The sequence below is a fragment of the Paraburkholderia sp. CI3 genome, from assembly GCF_050436505.1.
Classification (GTDB): domain Bacteria; phylum Pseudomonadota; class Gammaproteobacteria; order Burkholderiales; family Burkholderiaceae; genus Paraburkholderia; species Paraburkholderia tuberum.
On the sequence record NZ_JBNDMI010000004.1, the window covers coordinates 1452825 to 1476422 of the forward strand.

Below are 23598 nucleotides of genomic sequence, written 5' to 3' on the forward strand. Positions count from 1 at the left end.
AGCGGCCAAGCGGCTCATGCACACAACCGTTTACAATACCCGATTCGACCAACCGGCGCGCTTTCGGGCACGCCCGTCAGTTGGCGACGCAAGACCGCCAACCTCGCACCGCACCGGCTGCGCGCCGCCCCGCGCATGCGTGGCAACCGATCAGACCATCATCGTGCACAGGATCGGAGTCACCGAAGGCCCGGCTCTGACCAACAAGGAGACATTGTGACGATTTACAAGCTGGGCGAAGCCGCCCCGATCATTCATGAAAGCGTGTTCGTCGCGGATTCGGCGAACATCATCGGCAACGTAACGCTCGAGGAGAACGCGAGCGTGTGGTTCGGCGCGACACTGCGCGGCGACAACGAGCCGATCACGATCGGCGCCGGCAGCAACGTGCAGGAAAGCGCGGTGCTGCACACCGACCCCGGCTATCCGCTGACGGTCGAGTCGAACGTGACGATCGGCCATCAGGCGATGCTGCACGGCTGCACGATCAAGGAAGGCGCGTTGATCGGAATTCAGGCGGTGGTCTTGAATGGCGCGGTGATCGGCCGCAACTGTCTGGTCGGAGCGGGCGCCATCGTCACCGAGGGCAAGGTGTTTCCCGACAATACGCTGATCCTCGGCGCGCCCGCGAAGGCGGTGCGCGAACTGACGGAAGCGGATATCGCCAACATGCAGCGCGGCGCGGCAAGCTATGCCGGGCGCCGCGAGTATTTCAAGGCGCGGCTCGTACGCATCGGCTAGACGGCCGGCGCGCGGTGCGCAAAGGCGCGGCGTCATGCCGCGTCATTCCAGCGAGGAAAAGTTGTGAGCGACCAGTTGCAAAAATTCATGTTCAGCGCGGCGCCGGTGCGCGGCGAGATCGTTTCCCTGCGCAATACCTGGCAGGACGTGCTGACGCGCCGCGATTATCCGGCGCCCGTGCGAACGATTCTGGGCGAAATGATGGCCGCGTGCGCGCTGCTGTCGGCGAACCTGAAGTTCGACGGCACGCTCGTCATGCAGATTTTCGGCGATGGCCCGGTCAAGATGCTGGTCGTGCAGTGCAGCTCGAACCTGACGATGCGCGCCACCGCGAAGCTGTCCGGCGAAGCCGCCCATACGATCGACGACACGACCTCGCTCATCGATCTGGTGAACGCGAGCGGCTACGGCCGCTGCGTGATCACGCTCGACCCGGCCGCCAAGCAGCCCGGCCAGCAGCCGTACCAGAGTATCGTGCCGCTGTCGGGCGTGGACGGAGCGCTGAAGTCGATCGCCGAGGTGCTCGAGCACTATATGCATCACTCCGAGCAGCTCGACACGCGCATGTGGCTCGCGGCGAACACCGAGCGCGCGGTCGGCATGCTGCTGCAGAAACTGCCGGGCGACGGCGGCATCGTCCCGCATCCGGGCGAGCTCGACGCAGATACGTGGGAACGCGTGTGCACGCTCGGCGGCACGCTGTCGCACGACGAGCTGCTGAAGGAAGAACCTGAGACGGTGTTCCGACGCCTGTTCTGGCAGGAAAACGTCCAGCATTTCGAGCCGGTTACCGCGCGCTTCGAATGCACGTGCTCGCGCGAAAAAGTCGGCGCGATGCTGAAGATGCTTGGCCGCGATGAAGTCGACAGCGTGATCGAGGAACGCGGCCACGTCGAGATTCACTGCGAGTTTTGTAATCAGCGCTACGAGTTCGACCCGGTCGACGTCGCGCAACTTTTCGTGGCCGGCGGACTCTCACAGGGTGTGACGCCGGCAGCCGCGCAGCGGCACTAGACCGCGCTTTCGCCGAAGCGGAGTACGTGCCCGTGAACTGATCGGGCTCTTCAACGCAAGTCCTGACCGCGCCGCCCCATGCCTCGTCACGGCTCGGGCGGCGCGTTGCTTTTGAGCGCGGCGTTGATACTTTGGCAGGATGCATGCGGCGCTGCGCGTTGGAAGACGCTTGCTCGAGCCTCGGACCGATGGAGATTCGACCATGAAGCACACGCTTTCGGTGATCCTTGCCGTCCTCACGGGCAGCGCGGTGCTGGCCGGCTGCTCGATCGATCCGCGTGGTCCAGCGCCGATTCTGAGCCGTCTGCCGCCCGATCAGGCCGAAGCCATCAGTGATACGCAGACGCTGACACCGGAGGAACGCGCGCGCTATGACGCGATCGAGCAACAGGTCATGTTCGAACAGAATCAGACAATGGCCGCGGACGCCGCCGCGCAAGCCTGGTCGCGCTATTACTCGCGTTCGCCGCCCGTGAGGTTTTCCGCGGGCTTCTCGAGCGGCGGCTGGGGACGTGGCTGGGGAACCGGGATCGGCGTCGGGTTCGGGCCGTATTGGGGCTGGTAGGGCGAACACGGCAGCATAAAAACAAAAAAGCGCGGTTCAAGATGAACCGCGCTTTTTTTGCGCCTTCCTGCGAGGCCGATGCGAAATATCGAACCTCAGTGCACCGGCTTCTTCTCCTTCGCAGCCGGTGCCTTCCCGCCATGCTTGCGATCCGGCTTCGCGCGCGACTCCGGATTCGGCACCACATGCAGCGGCGCGGCCGACACCTCACCGCGCGTCGAGGTGTTCGCCGACGGCGTATTCGCCAACGGCAACGGCTGGTTCGGCGACACGAACTGCACGAACACTTCGCCGTCCTTGACCATGCCCATTTCGTAGCGCGCCCGCTCTTCGACCGCGGCCGTGCCATTCTGCAGGTCCTGCACTTCGCCCTGGATGCGCTCGTTGCGCAGCTTCGCGTCGGCATTCTTCTGCAGTTGCTGCGCGAGTTGTCCCTGCAACTCATGCACGCGCAGCCAGCCGCCGTGCCCCCACCAGAGCGGGTACTGGATCAACGCCAGCAGAACGATCAGGACAGCAGTGACAAGCCGCATGAAGTAAGCACAATAAATACGCGCCGCCCTGCGCTATACGCAGGGCGGCGAGGTCAATCAGAAACGAAGGATAACCGGCTCATCGATCGGCGTGAACAATCTGGCGAAGACCGCTTAGCGCAGATTGTAGAAGGCCGACTTGCCCGGGTAGCTCGCGATATCGCCGAGATCTTCCTCGATACGCAGCAGCTGGTTGTACTTCGAGATGCGGTCGGAACGCGACAGCGAACCTGTCTTGATCTGGCCGGCGTTCAGACCGACTGCGATGTCCGCGATCGTCGAGTCTTCAGTTTCGCCCGAACGGTGCGAAATCACCGCCGTGTAGCCCGCGCGCTTGGCCATTTCGATCGCCGCGAAGGTTTCCGTCAGCGTGCCGATCTGGTTGATCTTGATCAGGATCGAGTTCGCGATGCCCTTCTCGATGCCTTCCTTCAGGATGCGCGTGTTCGTCACGAACAGGTCGTCGCCGACCAGCTGGACCTTGTTGCCGAGCTTGTCGGTCAGCGTCTTCCAGCCTTCCCAGTCGCCCTCGTGCATGCCGTCTTCGATCGACACGATCGGGAACTTGTCGGCGAGGTTCGCGAGGTAGTCCGCGAATTCCGTCGACGACAGCTGCAGGCCTTCGCCCGCGAGCTGGTACTTGCCGTCGTGGTAGAACTCGCTGGCCGCGCAGTCGAGCGCGAGCAGCACGTCTTCACCGGCGCGGTAGCCTGCTTTCTCGATGGCTTGCAAAATAGTGGACAGGCATTCCTCGTTGCTGCCGAAGTTCGGTGCGAAGCCGCCTTCGTCGCCGACTGCCGTGCTCATGCCGCGGTCCGACAGGATCTTCTTCAGCGCGTGGAACACTTCGGCGCCGCAGCGCAGTGCTTCGCGGAAGCTCGGCTGGCTGACCGGCACGATCATGAATTCCTGGATGTCCAGGCTGTTGTTCGCATGCGCGCCGCCGTTGACGATGTTCATCATCGGCACCGGCAGTTGCATGGCGCCCGAGCCGCCGAAGTAGCGGTACAGTGGCAGACCGGCCTCCTCGGCCGCGGCCTTCGCGACGGCCATCGACACGGCCAGCATCGCGTTCGCGCCGAGGCGCGACTTGTTGTCGGTGCCATCGAGCTCGAGCAGCGTCTTGTCGAGGAACGCCTGCTCGGAAGCGTCGAGACCCATGATCGCTTCGGAGATTTCCGTGTTGATGTGCTCGACGGCCTTCAGCACACCCTTGCCGCCGTAGCGGCCGGCTTCGCCGTCGCGCAGTTCGATCGCTTCGCGCGAGCCGGTCGACGCGCCTGACGGCACGGCCGCGCGCCCCATCGTGCCTGACTCGAGCAGCACGTCGCATTCGACGGTGGGGTTGCCTCGCGAATCGAGAATCTCTCGACCGATGATGTCTACGATAGCACTCATGGTTTCCTCAAAGGATGACGTTGAATTCTTTACTGTGACCTTGCATCGCGCTGTCGAACCGGAATTGGCGCTTTAGCGCCTACTCCGGTCCCATGCAAAGCGCCTGCCGGTCTCCCCGACAGACAGCTCGCGCGCCGATACGTTCGACGACCATTATGCGAAAACGCCGCGGGTCGATTATCGAGGGCAATCGTGACACGCGGCGCACACCTGAATCAGTTGAAATCGCTTTCGAGGAACGGCCCGCGCTTGACGGCCCGGTCGAGCGTGACGAGCGTCTCGAGCAGGTCGGCCATGCGATTGAGCGGCACCGCGTTCGGCCCGTCCGACTTCGCTTGCGCCGGATTCGGGTGCGTTTCCATGAACAGACCAGCGACGCCGACCGCGACCGCGGCGCGCGCGAGCACCGGCACGAATTCGCGCTGGCCGCCCGAGCTCGTGCCCTGACCGCCCGGCAACTGCACCGAATGCGTCGCGTCGAACACGACCGGCGCGTTGGTCTCGCGCATGATCGCGAGCGAACGCATGTCCGACACGAGGTTGTTATAGCCGAACGACACGCCGCGCTCGCACGCCATGAAACGGTCTTCGGACAGACCCGCTTCACGCGCGGCGTCGCGCGCCTTGTCGATCACGTTCTTCATGTCGTGCGGCGCGAGAAATTGGCCCTTCTTGATGTTGACCGGCTTGCCCGAGCGCGCGCACGCGTGGATGAAGTCGGTCTGACGGCACAGGAACGCGGGCGTTTGCAGCACGTCGACGACCGACGCCACCTGCTCGATCTCGTGTTCGGCGTGCACGTCGGTCAGCACCGGCAGACCGAGCTGGCGCTTCACTTCCGACAGGATGCGCAGACCTTCGTCCATGCCCAGACCGCGAAACGACTTGCCGCTGCTGCGATTGGCCTTGTCGTACGACGATTTGTAGATGAACGGAATGTCCAGCTTCGCGCAGATTTCCTTCAGGCGGCCGGCCGTGTCGATCGTCATCTGTTCGGATTCGACGACACAGGTGCCGGCGATCAGGAAAAACGGCTTGTCGAGCCCGATTTCGAAATCGCCCAGTTTCATGCTTTCTCCTCGACCCTCGACTGCTGATGCGCGAGCGCCGCTTCGACGAACGACTTGAACAGCGGATGACCGTCACGCGGCGTGGACGTGAATTCCGGGTGGAACTGCACGCCGACGAACCACGGGTGCATGCTGCGCGGCAATTCCATCATTTCCGGCAGATCCTCGCTCGGCGTACGGGCGCTAATGATGAGGCCGCCGCCTTCGAGTTGGGGCACGAAACGGTTATTCACCTCATAACGGTGACGATGACGCTCGTTCACATCCGTGCCGTAGATCTCTTCGGCGAGCGTGCCGGGTTTGATCGGGCAGCGCTGCGAGCCGAGGCGCATCGTGCCGCCGAGGTCCGATTCTTCCGTGCGTTTCTCGACGCGGCCTTCGCGGTCGTACCATTCGGTGATCAGCGCAACCACGCGGTTCTTCGTTTCCTGATCGAACTCGGTGCTGTTCGCGTCCTTCAGGCCGACGACGTCGCGCGCGAATTCGATGACGGCGAGCTGCATGCCGAGGCAGATGCCGAGATACGGCACCTTCGCTTCGCGCGCATGGCGGATCGCGGCGATCTTGCCTTCGGTGCCGCGACGGCCGAAGCCGCCCGGCACGAGCACCGCGTCGAGATGCTTGAGGCTCTCGACGCCTTGCGTTTCGATCTCTTCGGAGTCGATGTACTCGATGTTCACGCGCGTCGACGTATGCATCGACGCATGACGCAGCGCTTCGATCAGCGACTTGTACGACTCGGTCAGATCGACGTACTTGCCGACCATGCCGATCGTCACTTCGTGCTTCGGGTTCTGCAGCTTCTCGACGAGGTCCGACCACATGGACAGGTCCGCCGCCTTCGGCGTGAGCTTCAGCTCTTCGCAGATGATCGCGTCGAGACCCTGGTCGTGCAGCATCTGCGGAATCTTGTAGATGCTGTCCGCGTCCCACACGGAAATCACCGCGTCTTCGGGCACGTTCGAGAACAGCGAGATCTTCGCGCGCTCGTCGTCCGGAATGCGGCGGTCGGCACGGCACAGCAGCACGTGCGGCGAAATGCCGATTTCGCGCAGCTTCTGCACGCTGTGCTGGGTGGGCTTGGTTTTGAGTTCGCCGGCCGTGGCGACCCAGGGCACCAGCGTCAGGTGCACGAAGCACGCGCTGTTGCGGCCGAGGCGCAGGCTCATCTGGCGCGCGGCTTCGAGGAACGGCAGCGATTCGATGTCACCCACCGTGCCACCCACTTCGACGATGGCGACATCCGGCTCGCCGCACGTCGCAGACGCTGCGCCGCGCTCGACGAATGCCTGGATTTCGTTCGTGATGTGCGGGATGACCTGCACGGTCTTGCCGAGATAATCGCCGCGGCGTTCCTTGCGGATTACCGACTCGTAAATCTGGCCCGTGGTGAAGTTGTTGGCCTTGCGCATCTTCGTGCTGATGAAGCGCTCGTAGTGGCCGAGGTCGAGGTCGGTTTCCGCTCCGTCTTCAGTCACGAACACTTCGCCGTGCTGAAACGGGCTCATCGTGCCGGGGTCGACGTTGATGTAGGGATCGAGTTTGAGGAGGGTGACTTTAAGACCGCGCGATTCGAGGATCGCGGCGAGGGAAGCGGCGGCAATACCCTTGCCGAGGGAAGATACTACGCCGCCGGTGACGAAAACATATTTGGTCATCGCTGGATGCTCGCGGGAAAAACGGATTATACCGTAAAGGATGGTCCCGACCCAGCAAAAAACGGCCGACCCACGCGTGCCGAGGCCGCCTCGCGTGGCAGCCGGCGCAGCGGTTTGGGGCCCGCTTCGTGCGCGCAGCACGTCAGGCGGTTCGCTCCAGCTCACGCAGCATGCGTTGCACCGCGCGCGCGGTTTCGATCGGCTTTTCCATCGGATACAGATGGCTGCCCTCGATCCACTCGACATGCCCGCCGGTCACGCGTCGCGTCGCGTCGAGCCCGGACTGGCGGATTTCCTTCGAGCGTGTCCCGGCGATGAACCCGACCGGCACCGGCGCGCCGCGCGCGAGCCGCGCGCCGAGCGTATGCGGCAGCGTCCGGTAGATCTGGTATTCGATGCGACGATCGAACGCGAGCACCCGGGTGCCGTCGGGCGAACTCTGCGGAATGCCGAAGTCGATGTAGTCGGACAGCATGCGCTCGTCCCAGCGCGCGAACGCGGGCTTCGAATGGAAGTGCCGCCATGCTTCGTCACGGCTCGTCCATTGCGTGCGCCGCTTGCGCGTCGCGGCGGCGGGCGACAGCCGCTCGTCGAGCCCGGTCCATTGCGACACGCGCAGCATGCTGCTGCGCCAGCCGGCGATCACCGGCGAGTCGAGCATCACGACGCCCCTCACCCACTGCGGCTTTTTCAGCGCCGCCATCAGCGACAGATAACCGCCGAGCGAATGCCCGACGAGCCACACCGGCTGCTCGTACTTGCGGGCGATATCGTCAAGCAGTTGCTCGACCAGATGGGGCCAGTCCTGCGTGACCGGAAAGCGCGGATCATGGCCGATCCGCTCGATCGAGCGCACGTCGTAGTCGTCGGAGAGCTCGGCGAAGATCGTCCGGTAAGTCGAGGCCGGAAAGCCGTTCGCATGCGAGAAATGGATGATGTTTTTCAACTGCGGCGATCTCCGTTGTGTTTTTCACGCGTGGGCGGTGCTTTGCCTGTGCCGCTGCTTATATCGCTGCTTGCGCCTGTTGTCTGCGCTGTTGCGCTCATCGGGCCGCGACGCGCTCAGGGCTCCATCCAGTAGCGGCGCTGCGTGTCCCGATAACGCTCGAGCGTTATCGCGGCGCCCTCCTCACCGCGCGCGCCCGGATCGACGTCGACCCTCACGGCGCCATCGCGATCGCTGCGCCCGAGTTCGATATGGCGCGCCGCGTAGCGCGCGAACACGCCCGCATTCGGATGATGGAAGCGATTCTCGTAGCCTACCTGAAATAACGCGATGGACGGATCGATAGAGTCGAGGAACGGCTCGGTCGACGACGTTTTGCTGCCATGATGCGGCACCATCAACACTTGCGCGCGCAGCATAGCGGGATCGCGCGCGAGCAGCGCGCGTTCGGTCGGCGCTTCGATGTCGGCGGTCAGCAGGGCCGTGAAACGCGGTGCTATCGCACCGACGAACGCCGCCGCCTGGCTCGCGTTGGTGGGCGGCAACGTGCTGACCCTCAACACGCAGCAATGCTCGTTCGCCTTGCCCGTGAGTGCCCCGACGTCAGGCCACAGCACGGCGAACTCAACACCATCCCACTGCCAGCGCTGCCCTGCCACGCACGGCAGCGTCTGCGTGCCATGCTGTTTTGCCTTCGGCCACAGCGGATTGTCCGGCTCCAGAGCAGCCACCAGCTGACGCACCTCGATCGCATCGAAAACGGCAGGGGCGCCGCCCGCATGATCCGAATCGGCGTGACTGATCATCAGCGTATCGAGCGTCGTCACGCCTTGCGCCCGCAGGAACGGCACCACCACGCGCTCGCCAGCGTGGCTCGATTCCGGACCGGGACCCGCATCGAACAGCAACGCGTGATGCGCGGTCTGCACGAGCACCGACGAGCCCTGCCCGACATCGAGCGCAGTCAGACGGAACGCGCCTGATGGCTCGGCGAGTGCGCCGCTTGCGCTGGGCATCAGCAGCGGCAGCCACGACAGCGGCGCCGCCCAGCGCAGTGGCCAGCCGCGCGGCGCGAGACACCACAGCACACCGAGCGCCGCCGCGGCCAGCGCCCACGCATGCGGCTGCGGCAGCCACCACAGCGTCCAGCGCGGTCCCGACGCCAGTTGCAGGCCGGCCGCGAGACCATCGAGCAGCGTGTGCGCGGCGCGCCACGCGAACGCATCGAGCGGCGCGGGCAATGCGACGCCCGCGAGCACCGTCGGCGTGACGAGCAGGCTCACCCAGGGAATCGCGAACGCGTTCGCGAGCGGACCGGCGAGCGGAATTTGCGCGAACCAGTAGGCGGTCAGCGGCGCCAGCGCGACCGTCACCGCGAACTGCGCGTGAGCGGCGCTGCGCAACCGTTCGGCGAGCACGCGCAGACGCCGGATCGATACGGGACGCGCCGCGCTGCCCTCCTCGTCTTCATGATGACGGGACGCCAGTGGAACCCGCACGCGCGGCCGCCCCGACATCGCGAACAGGATCGCGCCGACTGCGCAAAACGACAGCCAGAATCCGGCCGACACGACCGCCCACGGATCGACCAGCAGCACGAGCCCGAGCGCCCACGCGAGCACCGTGGAGCGCGCTAGCTGCCGGCCGCCGACGAACGCCAGCGCGACGAGCGCGGCCATCCAAAGTGCGCGTTGCGCTGGCACGTTGAAGCCCGCGAGCGCGGCATGCAGTGCGGCGAACATCGCACCCGCCGTCACGCCGACGAGCTGCGCGGGCAAGCGCAGCGGCCAGTTGCGGCCGAGCCACCCCGAACGTCTCCAGATTGCCGCCGCGAGCCAGCCGGTCAGCCCCGCGACCAAGCCGAGATGCAAGCCCGAAATCGCCACCAGATGACTCGTGCCGGTGCCGCGCATCAATTGCCAGTCGGCGGGGCTCACTTCGTCCTGCGCGCCGATCGCGAGCGCGACGACGATGCCGCGATGCGGCGCATCGGCAAGCACCGTGTCGATACGCGCACGCAACCCGGCGCGCCAGCGGTCGACCAGCACGGCGAGCCCGCGCGCGTGACCGGTCAGGCGCCGCGCATGGTCCGGCACGCTCACGTAGCCGGTCGCGCGGACGTTGCGCGCGAGCAGACTCGCCTCTGCATCGCGCACGCCGAAATTCGCGTTGCCGTGCGGGCGCTTCAGGCGCACGGTCAGACGCCAGCGTTCGCCCGGTTCGAGCCGCGGCGCCGTGGCGCCGCGCGCGATCCAGGCTAGCTGGATCACGCGCGGGAAAGCGGCGAGCCGCGCACCGTTCGTATCGACGTCGAACAGGAAGCGCGCGCCTTTGTCGTCACGCGTCGGCAATCCCTTGATCGTGCCGACCACCTCGATATCGCGCCCTTCCCACTCGTGCGGCAGGCTCACCGCGAGCCGCGTTTGCGCGCGCACGGCCGCGTAGCCGAAGCCGACGCAGATCGCCGCGCACCACACCGCGCCCCAACCGGCCACCCGCCGCATGCGAGCGTCGCGCCATACGCGGGGAGCGAGCTGGTGCGAGAAGCCCCGCTCGTATTCGCGCTGGAGCGCCGCACCGGCCGCACCTGTCACACCTGTCACACCTGTCACACCCGCGGCCGCAGCCGCTGCGCCGCCACGCAAACCCCACACCGCAACGCCGGCCGCCGTGCAGCCGACCAGTATCAACGCGCACCATGCGCCTGTACCCGGCAACACCGCCTGTCGCTGCAGCCAGACCACCCCCAACGCAAATCCACACCAGACCGCCCGCATCCGCCCTCCGTACCCGCTGGCGCCGGGCCTCGTCACCGCGCCAGTGAACGGGCAGCAGCGAGCCCGCCGGGCGTGGGGATCGCCCGACGCGAACCCTTTCGATCAACGGAATCGATTATGCAGAGGAAAGCGCCAGTCGCGGCAGCGCGGCGAGCGCGTTAGCCGTTGTGCCAAGGGCGGCTGCGTCGGAAGTGACACCGCGCAGTCGTGCGAGGCTCGCGCCGATCGCCGGAATCTGCTCGGGTGAATTGCGCTGCCTGTACATCCACGACGGTGCGATATCCGGCGCGTCGGTCTCGACGACCAGCGCATCGAACGGCAGCTGTTCGGCGAGTCGCCGGATCTGCCGGGCGCGCTCGAACGTGAGGTTGCCGCCGAACCCAAGATGCATGCCCTGATCGATGTACGCCTGCGCCTGCTGGAAACTGCCATTGAACGCGTGCGCGATGCCGCGATGAATCTGATGCCGGCGCAGCCCTTTGATGACCTGATCCTGCGATTTGCGCACATGGCAGATGACCGGCAAATCGAATTCGCGCGCGAGCTGCAACTGGCCGTTGTAGAAAAACTGCTGGCGCGCATCGTCGAGGCCGTCGACGAAATAGTCGAGCCCGATCTCGCCGATGCCGACGAAGCGCGGATCGTCGAGACTCGCCTCGATCTCCATGCGCAACAGGTCGAGGTCGGCATCGACGGCGTGCGGCGTGAACAGCGGATGAATGCCGAGCGCGTACGCGCCGCCGTCGACGCGATGCGCGAGCTCGCGCACCGCCGCGAAGTTCCGTGGCCCGATCGCCGGAATCACGATGCGCGACACCCCCGCATGGCGCGCGGACGCCGCAACCGCATCACGGTCGGCGTCGAACTCCGAAGCGTCGAGATGGCAGTGCGTGTCGATCCACATGAGTTATCTCGCTGGCAAGAGGACGGACCGTGCCGGCCCGCACTCAGACCGGCACTGGCGGCTCTTCGTGCAGCACGCCGTCGCGCAACCGCATGATGCGATCACAGCGGCCCGCCAGCTCCGGGTCGTGCGTGACGATCACGAAGCTCGTCTCGAGCGTGCGCGACAGTTCGAGCATCAGGTTGAAGACCGTGTCGGCGGTGCCGCCGTCAAGGTTACCGGTCGGCTCGTCGGCGAGCACGCAGGCGGGCTTCGTGACGAGCGCACGCGCGATCGCGACACGCTGACGCTCGCCGCCCGACAGCTCGCCCGGCCGATGCTTCGCGCGATGCCCCATGCCGACGCGCTCCAGCACCGCCATGGCCTCGCGGCGCGCGACTTCGGTCGTCTCGCGACGAATCCGCAGCGGCATCGCGACGTTATCGAGCGCGGAAAACTCCGGCAGCAGATGGTGAAACTGATACACGAAACCGAGCGCGCGATTGCGCAGGTCGTTGCGCTCGCGCTCGGAGAGCTTCGTGAACGGCTTGCCGAGCACCGACACGTGGCCCGCGCTCGGGTCGTCGAGACCGCCGAGCACGTGCAGCAGCGTGCTCTTGCCGGAGCCCGACGCGCCGACGATCGCGAGCTTCTCGCCGCGCCGCACGGCGAGTTGCGCATTGTTGAGCACCTGCACGTTCAGCCCGCCCTGCACGAACGCTTTGGAAATGCCGGTGGCTTCGAGCACGAACGGATGCGACGCGGAGTCCTGAGCGGTCATGGATGAATCGGTTGAGGGATGGACGAGGCGGTCATTCATAGCGCAGCGCCTCCGCCGGACGGACCTTCGCGCCGCGCCAGCTCGGATAGAGCGTCGCGAGCGCCGACAGCACGAACGCGATGAGGCCGATGCGCGCGACGTCCGCCGGAACCAGCTCGGACGGCAGCTCGCTGATGAAGTACACCGACGGCGGCAGGAATTGCACGCCGAGCAGATGCTCGATCATCGGCACGAGCCACGGAATGCTCCACGCGATCAGGCAGCCGAGCGCGACGCCGGTCGCCGTGCCGATGAAGCCGATCGTCACGCCCTGCACGACGAAGATCTTCATGATCGAGCCGGGCTGCGCGCCGAGCGTGCGCAGGATCGCGATATCGGCCTGCTTGTTGGTCACCGTCATCACCAGCGACGACACCAGATTGAACGCGGCCACCGCAATGATCAGCGTCAGGATGATGAACATCATGCGCTTCTCGATCTGCACCGCCGAGAACCAGGTCTTGTTCTGCTGGGTCCAGTCGCGGATGTACAGATCGCCCGACAGCGTGCGCGCGAGCTGATGCGCGACTTCCGGCGCGCGCTGCATGTCGGTGAGGCGTAGCCGCACGCCGGTCGGCGCGGGCAGCCGGAATAGCGCCTCTGCGTCCTTGATGTTGATCAGCGCGAGCGTGCTGTCGTATTCGTAATGGCCCGACTCGAAGATGCCGACCACCGTGAACTGCTTCAGGCGCGGCAGCATGCCCGCCGGCGTGATCGTGCCTTCGGGTGCGACGAGCGTGATCTTGTCGTTCAGCTGCACGCCGAGATTGGCCGCGAGATCGGCGCCGAGCACGATGCCGAAGCCGCCGGGCACGAGGTCGGCCAGCTTGCCGCCTTTCATTTCCTTGCCGATGTCGGACACTTCAGGCTCGAGCGTCGGCTCGATGCCACGCAACGCGACGCCGCTCACCGCGTCCTGGCGCGTCAGCAGCGCCTGGGCCTCGACGTAGGGCGCCGCGCCGATCACCTCCTTGTTCTGGCGCGCCTCCTTCGCGGTCAGCTGCCAGTCGGGCATCGAACCGGTCGGCGAAAAGATCTCGACGTGCGCGAGCACCGACAGCATGCGGTCGCGCACCTCTTTCTGAAAGCCGTTCATCACCGACAACACGACGATCAGCGCCGCGACGCCAAGCGCGATGCCCGACATCGACACCAGCGCGATGAACGAAATGAAGCCGTTACCGGTCGTGCGTTTGCCGGCGCGTGTGTAGCGCCAGCCAATCTGCCATTCGTAGGGAAATTTCAAGCGAATCCTTTTGTGCGTTCTTCGACTGTATGTCGGGACCGGCGGACATCGACGTCCGCCGTGCGGCCCGAGCGTCGTGATCGTTGGGCTCGCGGCGGCGCGGATCGTTCCTCGCGCGCCCGGCCGCGGTGCGGCTCTGCCGGCGCATAGAGGCGCGGCGCCGCGGTGCGCCACCCTGCCGGGTCCGGCGATCAAGCGCGAAGTTTGCCACACAATGCCGCCGGCTCGCGCAAAGGACGTGCCTCGGCCGCGCCATCGACGAACCGGCCGCGCTTCGTCGAAATACTCGCACCGTTTGCCCTACAATGCGCAGCATCATGCCTGCCGACCGCCTCCATCTTCTGCTGCCCTTCGCGCTGCCTGCCGCGGCCGACGCCTCCACCGCGCTTCACGACATCCAGTGCCCCGCTCTCGACAGGCTGATCGCGCGCGCGACGCTGATCGAACGCGTGATCGGCGAGGATTTTCAGCGCACGCTGCCGCACGAGCGCTGGGTCGCGCGACAATTCGGCGCGCTGCCCGACGGCGCCTCGGCCGCCGCCGACGAAGCCCCGCTCGCGCCCTACATGCTGCGCGCCGACGGCGGCGAACCCGGCAACGCGACGTGGGCCTGCGTGCAGCCGGTACACGTGCACATCGCGCACGACCATCTGGTGCTGATCGACCCGGCGTCGCTCAATCTGTCGGACGCCGAAGCGAGCACGCTGCTCGCGCTTGCGCGTCCGCTGATCGAGGAACTCGGCGTGCGCATCGAGGCGCCCAAGCCAATCCGCTGGTATCTGTCGAGCGACGCTTTCGGCTCGCTCGCGGGCGCGTCGCCGTTGCGCGCGAGCGGCCGCAACATCGAGATCTGGTTGCCGCACGAAGCGCATTCCGGCGAACGCTCTCGCGCGTGGATGAAGCTGCAGAATGAAGTGCAGATGGCGTGGTTCGAGCATCCGGTCAACGAAGCGCGGGAGGCGCGCGGGCTGCCGGCCGTCAACTCGATCTGGTTTCACGCGCAAGGCGCCGCGCGGAGCGTGCGCAGTCCGTTCGCGCAGGTGCTGTCCGATGCCGCCGCAACGCGCGGTCTCGCGCTCAGCGCGGGCGTCGCGACAGGCGCGCCGCCGGCGTCGTATCGCGAACTGGCCGCGGCGCTGCGCGGTACCACCAACGGCAGCGGCGCAACGCTCGTCGAACTCGACCCCTTCTCCGCGCCCTACATCGAACAGGACTGGGCGCGCTGGAACCAGGCATTCGCCGCGCTGCAGACCGACTGGTTCGCGCCCGCGCTCGCGGCATTGCAGTCGGGCGAACTCGCCGAGCTCGGCCTTACGCTGTGCGGCGACACCGGCTCGGTGACGCTGACGGTCACGCGCGGCGATCTGCGCAAATTCTGGCGGCGGCGCGTGCTGGCCTCGCTTTTCATCGAATGATCCACGGCCCTTCCGCATGACCCGAATCGTTACACGCCCCTGTTCCCCCGTCGACGCCGAAGTGTTGACCCGCTGCGGCCTGCATCCGGTGCTCGCGCGCCTGTACGCAGCGCGCGGCGTGTGCCTGCCCGAGGACGTCGAAACCGGCCTCGCGCGGCTCGTGCCGCCCGCCGAACTGAAGGGCTGCGACGCGGCCGCCGCGCTGCTCGCCGACGCGCTCCAGCAGCAGCGCCGCATGCTGGTCGTCGCCGACTACGACTGCGACGGCGCGACCGCCTGCGCGGTCGCGGTGCGCGGGCTGCGCATGTTCGGCGCGCGCATCGACTACCTGGTGCCGAACCGCATGGAGCACGGCTACGGGCTCACGCCGGACATCGTCGAGCTGGCGGCGCGTAGCGCGGCCGGCAAGCCCGATCTGTTGATCACCGTCGACAACGGCATCGCAAGCGTCGACGGCGTCGCGGCGGCCAACGCCCTCGGCATCGACGTGCTCGTCACCGACCACCACCTGCCCGGCGACGAACTGCCCGCCGCGCGCGCAATCGTCAATCCGAACCAGCCGGGCTGCACATTCCCGAGCAAGTGCCTCGCCGGCGTCGGCGTGATGTTCTACGTGCTGCTCGCGCTGCGCGCCGAACTGCGCCGCCGTGGGGCGTTCGGCGACGCGCTGCCCGAGCCGCGCCTCGACGGCCTGCTCGATCTGGTCGCACTCGGCACCGTCGCCGATGTCGTGAAGCTCGACGGCAACAACCGCGTGCTGGTCGCGCAAGGTCTGCAGCGCATCCGCCGCGGCCGCATGCAGCCTGGCATCGCCGCGCTGTTTCGCGCCGCCGCGCGCGACGCGCGCAACGCCTCCGGCTTCGACCTCGGCTTCGCGCTGGGACCGCGCCTGAACGCGGCGGGTCGGCTGTCGGACATGTCGCTCGGCATCGAATGCCTGACCACCGACGACGTCGGCCGCGCATGGGAACTCGCGCAGCAGCTCGACACGATGAACCGCGAGCGCCGCGAAATCGAGGCCGGCATGCAGCAGCAGGCGCTGGACGACCTGTCGACGGTCGATCCCGACGGCGCGACCACGATCACGTTGTTCAATCCGGGCTGGCATCAGGGCGTGATCGGCATCGTCGCGGGACGGCTGAAAGAGAAGTTCCACCGCCCGTCGTTCACGTTCGCGCCGGCCGACGGTACCGGCGTGCTCGTCAAGGGCTCGGGGCGCTCGATCGCGGGCTTCCATCTGCGCGACGCGCTCGATCTGATCTCGAAGCGCGAGCCGGACCTGATCGTCAAATTCGGCGGCCACGCGATGGCCGCGGGCCTGACGATCGCCGCCGCCGACGTGCCGCGCTTCACCGCCGCGTTCGAGGCGGTCGGCCGCGAATGGCTGTCCGCGGGGGCGCTCGCACGCACGATCGAAACCGACGGCGAGCTCGAAGACGCGTACTTCACGCCGCAATTCGTCGAGATGCTCGACGCGGCCGTCTGGGGCCAGGGTTTTCCGGCGCCGGTGTTCTCCGGCGAATTCGAGGTCGCCTCGCAGGCGTTGGTGAAGGACAAGCACCTGAAGCTGCAACTGCTGCGCGGCCGCCAGCGCTTCAACGCGATCTGGTTCAATCACACCGACACGCTGCCCGCGCGCACCACCGTCGCCTACCGGCTCGCGAGCGATACATGGAACGGCGTGTCGCGCGTGCAACTGATCGTCGAGCACGCGGTGAGCTGAAATCTTCCGCAAAATCAATCGCGAACACGCGCTGGGTCGCCCGCGAGGCTCCGGCGCGGCGTGCCGATCGGCTATAATTTCTGCTTTTTACGCAGAATAGAAGATCGACATGGAAGCGGAACGTCTCAACGCGATCGAAGCCTCTCTGGCCGACCTGCGCAAGCGCGCGGACGACCTACGGGGGTATCTTTGACTACGACGACAAAGCACTGCGTCTAATCGAAGTCAACCGGGAACTCGAAGACCCGGACGTCTGGAACGACTCGAAGCACGCCCAGGCGCTCGGTAAGGAAAAGAAGCTGCTCGACGACACGGTCGGCAAGCTCACGTCGATCACGAACGACGTGCGCGACGCTCAAGACCTGTTCGCGATGGCACGCGAAGAAGCCGACGACGACACGCTGCTCGCCTGCGAGGGTGACGCCCAGGCCATCGAGGCACGCGTCGCCGACATGGAATTCCGCCGGATGTTCGCTAATCCGGCCGATCCCAACAACGCCTTTCTCGACATCCAGGCCGGCGCCGGCGGCACCGAGGCGTGCGACTGGGCGTCGATGCTGCTGCGCCAGTATCTGCGTTATTGCGAGCGCAAGGGCTTCAAGACCGAAGTGCTCGAGCAGACCGAAGGCGACGTCGCCGGCATCAAGAACGCTACGATCAAGATCGAAGGCGAATACGCGTACGGCTTCCTGCGTACCGAAACCGGCGTGCACCGGCTCGTGCGCAAGTCGCCGTTCGACTCGTCGGGCGGTCGTCACACGTCGTTCTCGTCGGTGTTCGTGTACCCGGAAATCGACGACTCGATCGAAGTCGACATCAACCCGGCCGACCTGCGCATCGACACGTACCGTGCTTCGGGCGCGGGCGGTCAGCACATCAACAAGACCGACTCCGCGGTGCGTATCACGCACATGCCGTCGGGCATCGTCGTGCAGTGCCAGAACGACCGCTCGCAGCACCGCAACCGCGCCGAAGCAATGGCGATGCTGAAATCGCGCCTGTACGAAGCGGAAATCCGCAAGCGTCAGGCCGAGCAGGACAAGCTGGAAGCCGGCAAGACCGATGTGGGTTGGGGCCATCAGATCCGTTCGTACGTGCTCGACAACAGCCGCATCAAGGATCTGCGCACCAACGTCGAAATCAGCAATACGAAGAGCGTGCTCGACGGTGACCTCGATCCGTTCATCAGCGCGAGCCTGAAACAGGGCGTCTAGGCGCGCACGGCGCGGCCCCGTTCACCGATCGGGACCGCGCCTTCTTCGTTGCTGCTTTTGCGTTGCCTCCACGCTATTTATTCGCCGTTTTTCCAGTACCGCCTGAGGTTTTTACACTGACTGGCTTCCCGCCAGCGGAGCACTCCGCGGCGGGCCACCGAATACCAAATCATCATGACTGAACCGACCCAGCCGACTGTCGTGCCCGAAGCGGACGACAACAAGATCATCGCCGAGCGCCGCGAAAAGTTGCGCGAACTGCGTGAGCGAGGCGTCGCCTATCCGAACGATTTCCGTCCCACGCACCACGCCGAAGATCTGCAGGCGCAGTACGAGCACGCCGACAAGGAATCGCTCGAAGCGCATCCGCTCGAAGTCGCGATCGCTGGCCGGATGATGCTGAAACGCGTGATGGGCAAGGCAAGTTTCGCAACCGTACGCGACGGCTCGGGTCAGATCCAGTTCTTCGTCACACCGGCCGACGTCGGCCAGGAGACCTACGACGCGTTCAAGAAGTGGGACATGGGCGACATCGTCGCCGCGCGCGGCGTGCTGTTTCGCACCAACAAGGGCGAGCTATCGGTGCGCTGCACGGAGCTGCGTCTGCTGTCGAAGTCGCTGCGTCCGCTGCCGGACAAGTTCCACGGTCTCGCCGACCAGGAAATGAAGTACCGCCAGCGCTATGTCGATCTGATCGTCACGCCGGAAACGCGCCGCACGTTCGTCGCGCGCACGAAGGCGATTTCGTCGATCCGCAAGTACATGGCCGACGCGAACTTCATGGAAGTCGAAACACCGATGCTGCACCCGATTCCGGGCGGCGCGGCGGCCAAGCCGTTCTCGACGCACCACAACGCGCTCGACATGCAGATGTTCCTGCGCATCGCGCCGGAGCTGTACCTGAAGCGGCTGGTGGTGGGCGGCTTCGAGCGCGTGTTCGAGATCAATCGTAATTTCCGCAACGAGGGCGTATCCGTACGCCACAACCCGGAATTCACGATGATCGAGTTCTACGCGGCCTACACCGATTACAAGTGGCTGATGGACTTCACCGAGCAGCTGATTCGCCAGGCGGCGATCGATGCGCTCGGCATGGCCACCATCACTTATCAGGGCCGCGAGCTCGATCTGTCGAAGCCGTTCCATCGGCTCACGATCACGCAGGCGATCCAGAAATACGCGCCGCAATACACGAACGAGCAGCTCGCCGACGGCACGTTCCTGCGCGCCGAGCTGAAGAAGTTCGGCGTCGATGCGTCGCAGCCGCAGTTCCTCAACGCGGGCGTCGGTTCGCTGCAACTGGCGCTGTTCGAAGAGACCGCCGAGTCGCAACTGTGGGAGCCGACCTACATCATCGACTACCCGATCGAGGTGTCGCCGCTCGCGCGTGCGTCGGACAAGGTGGCAGGCATCACCGAGCGTTTCGAGCTGTTCATCACCGGCCGCGAAATCGCCAACGGGTTCTCGGAGCTCAACGATCCGGAAGATCAGGCCGCGCGCTTCAAGAAGCAGGTCGACCAGAAAGACGCCGGCGACGAGGAAGCGATGTTCTACGACGCCGACTACATCCGCGCGCTCGAGTACGGCATGCCGCCGGCGGGCGGCTGCGGTATCGGCATCGATCGTCTGGTCATGATGCTGACCGATAGCCCGAGCATCCGCGACGTGATTCTGTTCCCGCATTTGCGTCGCGAAGACTGAGCGACGCTGGGCGCGAGCGCTCGTTGTGCTTCGCGCAATGCGATGGTTTGAAGAGCGCCCGGTTGATGCCGGGCGTTTTCTTATGCGCGCGCTTTCGCTTTGCGGGACCGTTTTCTGCTTCTCCTCGTTTGTAACCAGCGGTAAAAGCTGCTCGTTCGCGCGCAAGTCGCCGCGGACTCAATGGTCTTAGAAGTTTGTTGACACCAAAGCGCACCGCGTGAAGGGCGCCTACCCACGCCCGAGGGCGCCACCTGAGCGGTTACAAATAGAAACGCTGCCCGGATCGAATTGCCCGACACTCAGTCTCACAAGAAGTCGGCTCTGTCAGAAACGGAGGCCCTACATGGACAACCCTACTCATCAACCCACGCAGCCACGTCGTCTTCATCCCTTGATCGCGGTGGCCGCCGGCGCGGTGCTCGTCGCGAGTCTCGTCGCTACCGCGGCGATCACCGGCGTGTTCCCGAAGGCGTCGGGCAACGGCGCACAGAACGATCAGACGCAGGCCGCGCAGGTCAGCACACAAGCGCCGGGCGTCGTCGATTCGGCCGCGCCGGTCAAGCCATCTGCGCAACAGCGGCAGGATCAGGATCAGCAAGCGGCGCCGGCCGCCCCTGCCGCCGCTCCGACCCAGCAGCAATACGCGCAGCAACAGCAAGCACAGGCCGCGCCGCAGTATGCGCCACAGCCCGAGCCGCAAGCGGCGCCGCAGTATGCGCAGCAGCCGGCGCCGCATGCCGCTTATTGCTCGACTTGCGGCACCGTCGTCGCGATCTCGGCGGTTCGGCATGAAGGACATGGCACCGGCATTGGCGCGGTCGGCGGTGCGGTGGCCGGGGGCGTCGTCGGTAATCAATTCGGCGCCGGCGGCGGGCGTACCGCGATGACGCTGCTCGGCGCGCTGGGCGGCGGGTTCGCCGGCAACTCGGTCGAAAAACATCTGCGCAGCACGACGTCGTATTCGGTGCGCGTGCACATGGAAGACGGCAAGACGCGCTACTTCACCTATAGCGAGCCGCCGCCGTTCCGCGACGGCGAGCGCGTGCGCGTTCAGAACGGCGGCCTCGTCGCCGACTGAGCTCGGCGCCCAACGTTCGTCGACGCACCATGAAAAAAGGCGATTCCATCGGAATCGCCTTTTCTTTGGAGTTCAATGCACCCGTTCGAACACGCGTTCAATAATCCGCGTCTTCGATCCATGCCGCCTGAATCGCTTCGAGAATCTTTTCGCTCGAACGGTTCGGATCGTCGTCGAAGCCTTCGAGCTCGGTCACCCAGCGGTGCAGGTCGGTGAAACGCACCTGCTGTGGATCGACGTCCTGATGCTTGTCCGTCAGAGCCATCGCGATGTCTTGCGTATCGGTCCACTTCATGGCGGCACCCTCCTGTTAGTGATTTTCCTTCGCGTGATTGATCGAGTAACGCGGAATTTCGACGACCAGATCCTGCTCGTCCGGCATGACCGCCTGACACGACAGGCGCGAAGCCGGTTCCAGCCCCCATGCCTTGTCCAACAGATCGTCCTCGTCTTCCTCGGATGGCGTCAAGGCGGCGAAACCCTCACGCACGATTACGTGGCACGTCGTGCACGCGCACGACTTCTCGCACGCATGCTCGATTTCGATACCGTTATCGAGCAGGTTGTCGCAGATACTCTTGCCGGGAACGGCGTCGATCACCGCGCCTTCCGGGCACAGTTCGACGTGAGGCAGCAAAACGATTTGAGGCATACAGTTTCCGTTTGGGTCTGAGGCACGGCGGCTGCCAGCAATGCCGCGTGCAGGCTCCGTACAATTTTACTGGCGCCACGCGGACTTTTTAAGTCCGCGCGGGCGCGATCGGTGGTTCGTGGGGGGCGCAGTTCGTGCGTGGCCTGAGCGCAAGTCGCGTGCACGTTGCTGTCGCTACGCTCGCCCGTTCAGATCTCGTCGAGCTTGCGGCCCGACAGCGCGCGGCGAATTCCCTTGTTCATGCGGCGCGCGGCGAATTCGTCGGTGCCTTCGGCGAGCGCCTTCGTCGCGGCTTCGATGGTGCCGACGTCTTCGCCTGGCGCGACGTTGCGCAGCGCGGCGAGCAGCGCGTCGAGTTCGGCGCGTTCGCTGTCGTCGAGCAACTCGGCGTCGGCGGCGAGCGCCGCGTCGGTCGCTTCGACGAGACGCTGCGCTTCGACCTGCGCCTCGCGCAGAGCGCGCGCCCGCATGTCGATTTCAGCCGTCGAAAAGCTGTCTTCGAGCATGCGCGCGATGTCGTCGTCGGCGAGGCCATACGAAGGCTTCACGACGACCGATGCCTCCACGCCCGACGCCAGCTCGCGCGCAAACACCGACAGCAGGCCGTCGGCGTCGACCTGATAGGTCACGCGAATGCGCGCGGCGCCGGCGGCCATCGGCGGAATGCCCCGCAGCTCGAAGCGCGCGAGCGAACGGCAATCGCTGACGAGCTCGCGCTCGCCTTGGACGACGTGAATCGCCATCGCGGTCTGGCCGTCCTTGAAGGTCGTGAAATCCTGCGCGCGCGCGACTGGAATCGTCGAGTTGCGCGGAATGATCTTTTCGGTGAGGCCACCCATCGTCTCGACGCCGAGCGACAGCGGAATCACGTCGAGCAGTAGCCATTCGTCGCCTTCCGCCCCGCGGTTGCCGGCCAGCAGATCGGCCTGGATCGCGGCGCCGAGTGCGACGACCTGATCCGGATCGAGATTGACGAGCGGCGGCTGGCCGAAGAACGCCTCGACTGCGCGGCGGATCACCGGCATACGCGTCGCGCCGCCGACCAGCACGACGCCCTTGATTTCCTTCGTGGTGACCTTCGCGTCGCGCAGCGCCTTTTTTGTCGGGCCCAGCGTGCGTTGCACCAGCGCGGCCGTGATGGTCTCGAAAGTGGCTTCGTCGATCGTCAGATCGAGCGCGGTGCCGTTGGCAAGCGTGAGCTCGAGGGTAGTGTGCGACGCGCTCGACAGCGCCTCCTTGGCCTCGCGCACGCTATCGAGCAGCAGGCGCACGTCGTGCGGCGCGAGCGTCTGCGACGCGATGCCGGCCTGTTCGAGCACATGGCGATATAGCGCATGGTCGAAGTCGTCGCCGCCGAGCGCGGAATCGCCGCCCGCCGCGAGCACTTCGAAAACGCCCTTGGTGAGCTTCAGGATCGACAGGTCGAAGGTGCCGCCGCCGAGGTCGTAGACCGCGTACAAACCTTCCGCGCCGTTGTCGAGACCGTAGGCGATCGCCGCAGCGGTCGGTTCGTTGAGCAGACGCAGCACGTTCAGCCCCGCGAGGCGCGCGGCGTCCTTGGTCGCCTGGCGCTGCGCTTCGTCGAAGTACGCGGGCACCGTGATTACCGCGCCGACGAGCTCGTCGCCGAGCGTGTCTTCGGCGCGCTGGCGCAGCGTCGCGAGAATTTCAGCCGATACCTCGACCGGGCTCTTCACGCCGTCGACGGTGCGGATCTGCACCATGCCGGGTGCATCGACGAAGTCGTACGGCGCGTTTTCGGCGCCCTCCACCTCGGCCTTGCCGCGGCCCATGAAGCGCTTGACCGACACGATCGTGTTGCGCGGGTCGGTCGCGGCTTCGGCCTTCGCCCGGCGGCCGATGCGACGGCCGCCCTGCTCCAGGTAACGCACCACCGACGGCAGCAGCACGTGCCCGTCTTCGTCGGGCAGCACATCAGGCACGCCGCTGCGCACGGCGGCGACGAGGGAGTTCGTGGTGCCGAGATCGATACCGACCGCCAGACGCCGCTGGTGAGGCGCCGGCGCCATGCCGGGTTCGGAGATTTGCAGTAAGGCCATCTGGATCTTCTCGGGGACGTTGTGCCCCGTCCTGAATGTTCGCGTTGCTGGGGTGATGCCGCGGCTCGCGGCCGCTCTGGTTTTTTGTTTGTCGCTTACTACGT

General features: G+C 65.8%; 20 protein-coding genes. 8 read left to right on the forward strand and 12 right to left on the reverse strand.

Translation table 11 applies throughout. The features are described from left to right. Positions 1 to 216 precede the first annotated feature (216 nt). The 3 genes from OKW29_RS28080 (at position 217) to OKW29_RS28090 (ending at position 2320) form a co-directional block, all read left to right on the forward strand. Positions 217 to 741, forward strand: a complete 525-nt coding sequence (locus tag OKW29_RS28080) for a gamma carbonic anhydrase family protein (protein WP_429293385.1) — start codon at positions 217 to 219, stop codon at positions 739 to 741. A 63-nt stretch (positions 742 to 804) separates the two neighbouring features. Continuing rightward, the gene (hslO, locus tag OKW29_RS28085; protein WP_429293386.1) at positions 805 to 1755 is read left to right on the forward strand and encodes an Hsp33 family molecular chaperone HslO; all 951 of its coding nucleotides are present in this window, start codon (positions 805 to 807) and stop codon (positions 1753 to 1755) included. Between the two features lie 202 nt (positions 1756 to 1957). Beyond that, positions 1958 to 2320, forward strand: a complete 363-nt coding sequence (locus OKW29_RS28090; protein ID WP_429293387.1) for a hypothetical protein — start codon at positions 1958 to 1960, stop codon at positions 2318 to 2320. A gap of 95 nt (positions 2321 to 2415) precedes the next feature. Here OKW29_RS28090 and ftsB read toward each other — a convergent pair whose 3' ends face one another. The 9 genes from ftsB to OKW29_RS28135 form a co-directional block, all read right to left on the reverse strand. Then, on the reverse strand, positions 2416 to 2853 hold the full coding sequence (gene ftsB / locus OKW29_RS28095) for a cell division protein FtsB (RefSeq protein ID WP_429293388.1): 438 nt from the start codon (positions 2851 to 2853) through the stop codon (positions 2416 to 2418). 114 nt (positions 2854 to 2967) lie between these two features. Then, positions 2968 to 4251 carry a phosphopyruvate hydratase gene (gene eno / locus OKW29_RS28100; RefSeq protein WP_018417543.1) on the reverse strand — a complete coding sequence of 428 codons (1284 nt, stop codon included), beginning with the start codon at positions 4249 to 4251 and terminating at the stop codon, positions 2968 to 2970. A 215-nt stretch (positions 4252 to 4466) separates the two neighbouring features. Further along, a complete protein-coding gene (kdsA, locus tag OKW29_RS28105; RefSeq protein ID WP_429293389.1) occupies positions 4467 to 5321 on the reverse strand; it encodes a 3-deoxy-8-phosphooctulonate synthase in 855 nt (284 codons plus the stop codon). Then, complete coding sequence (locus tag OKW29_RS28110) at positions 5318 to 6979, reverse strand: CTP synthase (protein ID WP_429293390.1); 1662 nt, start codon at positions 6977 to 6979, stop codon at positions 5318 to 5320. Before OKW29_RS28110 ends, kdsA begins: the two co-directional genes overlap by 4 nt. Before the next feature lie 142 nt (positions 6980 to 7121). Beyond that, entirely contained in the window at positions 7122 to 7925 is an 804-nt protein-coding gene (locus OKW29_RS28115; protein WP_429293391.1) for an alpha/beta fold hydrolase, read from the reverse strand. Positions 7926 to 8041: 116 nt separating this feature from the next. Beyond that, positions 8042 to 10702 carry a DNA internalization-related competence protein ComEC/Rec2 gene (locus tag OKW29_RS28120; RefSeq protein WP_429293392.1) on the reverse strand — a complete coding sequence of 887 codons (2661 nt, stop codon included), beginning with the start codon at positions 10700 to 10702 and terminating at the stop codon, positions 8042 to 8044. A gap of 115 nt (positions 10703 to 10817) precedes the next feature. After that, positions 10818 to 11606 (reverse strand): TatD family hydrolase, encoded by a 789-nt coding sequence (locus tag OKW29_RS28125; protein WP_429293393.1) that lies wholly within the window; start codon positions 11604 to 11606, stop codon positions 10818 to 10820. A 43-nt stretch (positions 11607 to 11649) separates the two neighbouring features. Then, positions 11650 to 12366 carry a lipoprotein-releasing ABC transporter ATP-binding protein LolD gene (gene lolD / locus OKW29_RS28130; RefSeq protein WP_409340030.1) on the reverse strand — a complete coding sequence of 239 codons (717 nt, stop codon included), beginning with the start codon at positions 12364 to 12366 and terminating at the stop codon, positions 11650 to 11652. Between the two features lie 31 nt (positions 12367 to 12397). Beyond that, positions 12398 to 13651: a lipoprotein-releasing ABC transporter permease subunit gene (locus OKW29_RS28135; RefSeq protein ID WP_429293394.1), complete on the reverse strand. Its 1254-nt coding sequence runs from the start codon at positions 13649 to 13651 to the stop codon at positions 12398 to 12400. 305 nt (positions 13652 to 13956) lie between these two features. Here OKW29_RS28135 and OKW29_RS28140 point away from each other — a divergent pair, with 305 nt between their 5' ends. The 5 genes from OKW29_RS28140 (at position 13957) to OKW29_RS28160 (ending at position 20782) form a co-directional block, all read left to right on the forward strand. Next, positions 13957 to 15066, forward strand: coding sequence for a regulator (locus OKW29_RS28140; protein WP_184022388.1), 1110 nt, complete (start codon positions 13957 to 13959; stop codon positions 15064 to 15066). A 16-nt stretch (positions 15067 to 15082) separates the two neighbouring features. After that, the gene (recJ, locus tag OKW29_RS28145; RefSeq protein WP_429293395.1) at positions 15083 to 16789 is read left to right on the forward strand and encodes a single-stranded-DNA-specific exonuclease RecJ; all 1707 of its coding nucleotides are present in this window, start codon (positions 15083 to 15085) and stop codon (positions 16787 to 16789) included. Positions 16790 to 16898: 109 nt separating this feature from the next. Further along, positions 16899 to 18003 (forward strand): peptide chain release factor 2 gene (gene prfB / locus OKW29_RS28150; protein WP_429293396.1). Its coding sequence is split into 2 segments (ribosomal slippage): positions 16899 to 16979 and positions 16981 to 18003, totalling 1104 coding nucleotides; the frame shifts between segments, so codons are not numbered across the junction. Between the two features lie 174 nt (positions 18004 to 18177). Continuing rightward, positions 18178 to 19704: a lysine--tRNA ligase gene (lysS, locus tag OKW29_RS28155; RefSeq protein ID WP_429293397.1), complete on the forward strand. Its 1527-nt coding sequence runs from the start codon at positions 18178 to 18180 to the stop codon at positions 19702 to 19704. 343 nt (positions 19705 to 20047) lie between these two features. Further along, on the forward strand, positions 20048 to 20782 hold the full coding sequence (locus OKW29_RS28160; RefSeq protein ID WP_429293398.1) for a glycine zipper 2TM domain-containing protein: 735 nt from the start codon (positions 20048 to 20050) through the stop codon (positions 20780 to 20782). A 97-nt stretch (positions 20783 to 20879) separates the two neighbouring features. Here OKW29_RS28160 and iscX read toward each other — a convergent pair whose 3' ends face one another. The 3 genes from iscX to hscA form a co-directional block, all read right to left on the reverse strand. Beyond that, a complete protein-coding gene (iscX, locus tag OKW29_RS28165; protein WP_027198111.1) occupies positions 20880 to 21077 on the reverse strand; it encodes a Fe-S cluster assembly protein IscX in 198 nt (65 codons plus the stop codon). A 15-nt stretch (positions 21078 to 21092) separates the two neighbouring features. Continuing rightward, complete coding sequence (gene fdx / locus OKW29_RS28170) at positions 21093 to 21434, reverse strand: ISC system 2Fe-2S type ferredoxin (protein WP_429293399.1); 342 nt, start codon at positions 21432 to 21434, stop codon at positions 21093 to 21095. Positions 21435 to 21622: 188 nt separating this feature from the next. Beyond that, the gene (hscA, locus tag OKW29_RS28175) at positions 21623 to 23494 is read right to left on the reverse strand and encodes a Fe-S protein assembly chaperone HscA (RefSeq protein WP_429293400.1); all 1872 of its coding nucleotides are present in this window, start codon (positions 23492 to 23494) and stop codon (positions 21623 to 21625) included. Between the last annotated feature and the right edge of the window lie 104 nt (positions 23495 to 23598).

Bases quoted from the DNA above. Each gene is read 5' to 3' on its own strand.
- OKW29_RS28160 (WP_429293398.1), top strand. From the start codon at position 20,048: ATGGACAACCCTACTCATCAACCCACGCAGCCACGTCGTCTTCATCCC.
- hscA (WP_429293400.1), bottom strand. From the start codon at position 23,494: ATGGCCTTACTGCAAATCTCCGAACCCGGCATGGCGCCGGCGCCTCAC.
- OKW29_RS28110 (WP_429293390.1), bottom strand. From the start codon at position 6,979: ATGACCAAATATGTTTTCGTCACCGGCGGCGTAGTATCTTCCCTCGGC.
- kdsA (WP_429293389.1), bottom strand. From the start codon at position 5,321: ATGAAACTGGGCGATTTCGAAATCGGGCTCGACAAGCCGTTTTTCCTG.
- OKW29_RS28125 (WP_429293393.1), bottom strand. From the start codon at position 11,606: ATGTGGATCGACACGCACTGCCATCTCGACGCTTCGGAGTTCGACGCC.
- eno (WP_018417543.1), bottom strand. From the start codon at position 4,251: ATGAGTGCTATCGTAGACATCATCGGTCGAGAGATTCTCGATTCGCGA.
- recJ (WP_429293395.1), top strand. From the start codon at position 15,083: ATGACCCGAATCGTTACACGCCCCTGTTCCCCCGTCGACGCCGAAGTG.
- iscX (WP_027198111.1), bottom strand. From the start codon at position 21,077: ATGAAGTGGACCGATACGCAAGACATCGCGATGGCTCTGACGGACAAG.
- lolD (WP_409340030.1), bottom strand. From the start codon at position 12,366: ATGACCGCTCAGGACTCCGCGTCGCATCCGTTCGTGCTCGAAGCCACC.
- OKW29_RS28140 (WP_184022388.1), top strand. From the start codon at position 13,957: ATGCGCAGCATCATGCCTGCCGACCGCCTCCATCTTCTGCTGCCCTTC.
- ftsB (WP_429293388.1), bottom strand. From the start codon at position 2,853: ATGCGGCTTGTCACTGCTGTCCTGATCGTTCTGCTGGCGTTGATCCAG.
- OKW29_RS28120 (WP_429293392.1), bottom strand. From the start codon at position 10,702: ATGCGGGCGGTCTGGTGTGGATTTGCGTTGGGGGTGGTCTGGCTGCAG.
- fdx (WP_429293399.1), bottom strand. From the start codon at position 21,434: ATGCCTCAAATCGTTTTGCTGCCTCACGTCGAACTGTGCCCGGAAGGC.
- OKW29_RS28090 (WP_429293387.1), top strand. From the start codon at position 1,958: ATGAAGCACACGCTTTCGGTGATCCTTGCCGTCCTCACGGGCAGCGCG.
- lysS (WP_429293397.1), top strand. From the start codon at position 18,178: ATGACTGAACCGACCCAGCCGACTGTCGTGCCCGAAGCGGACGACAAC.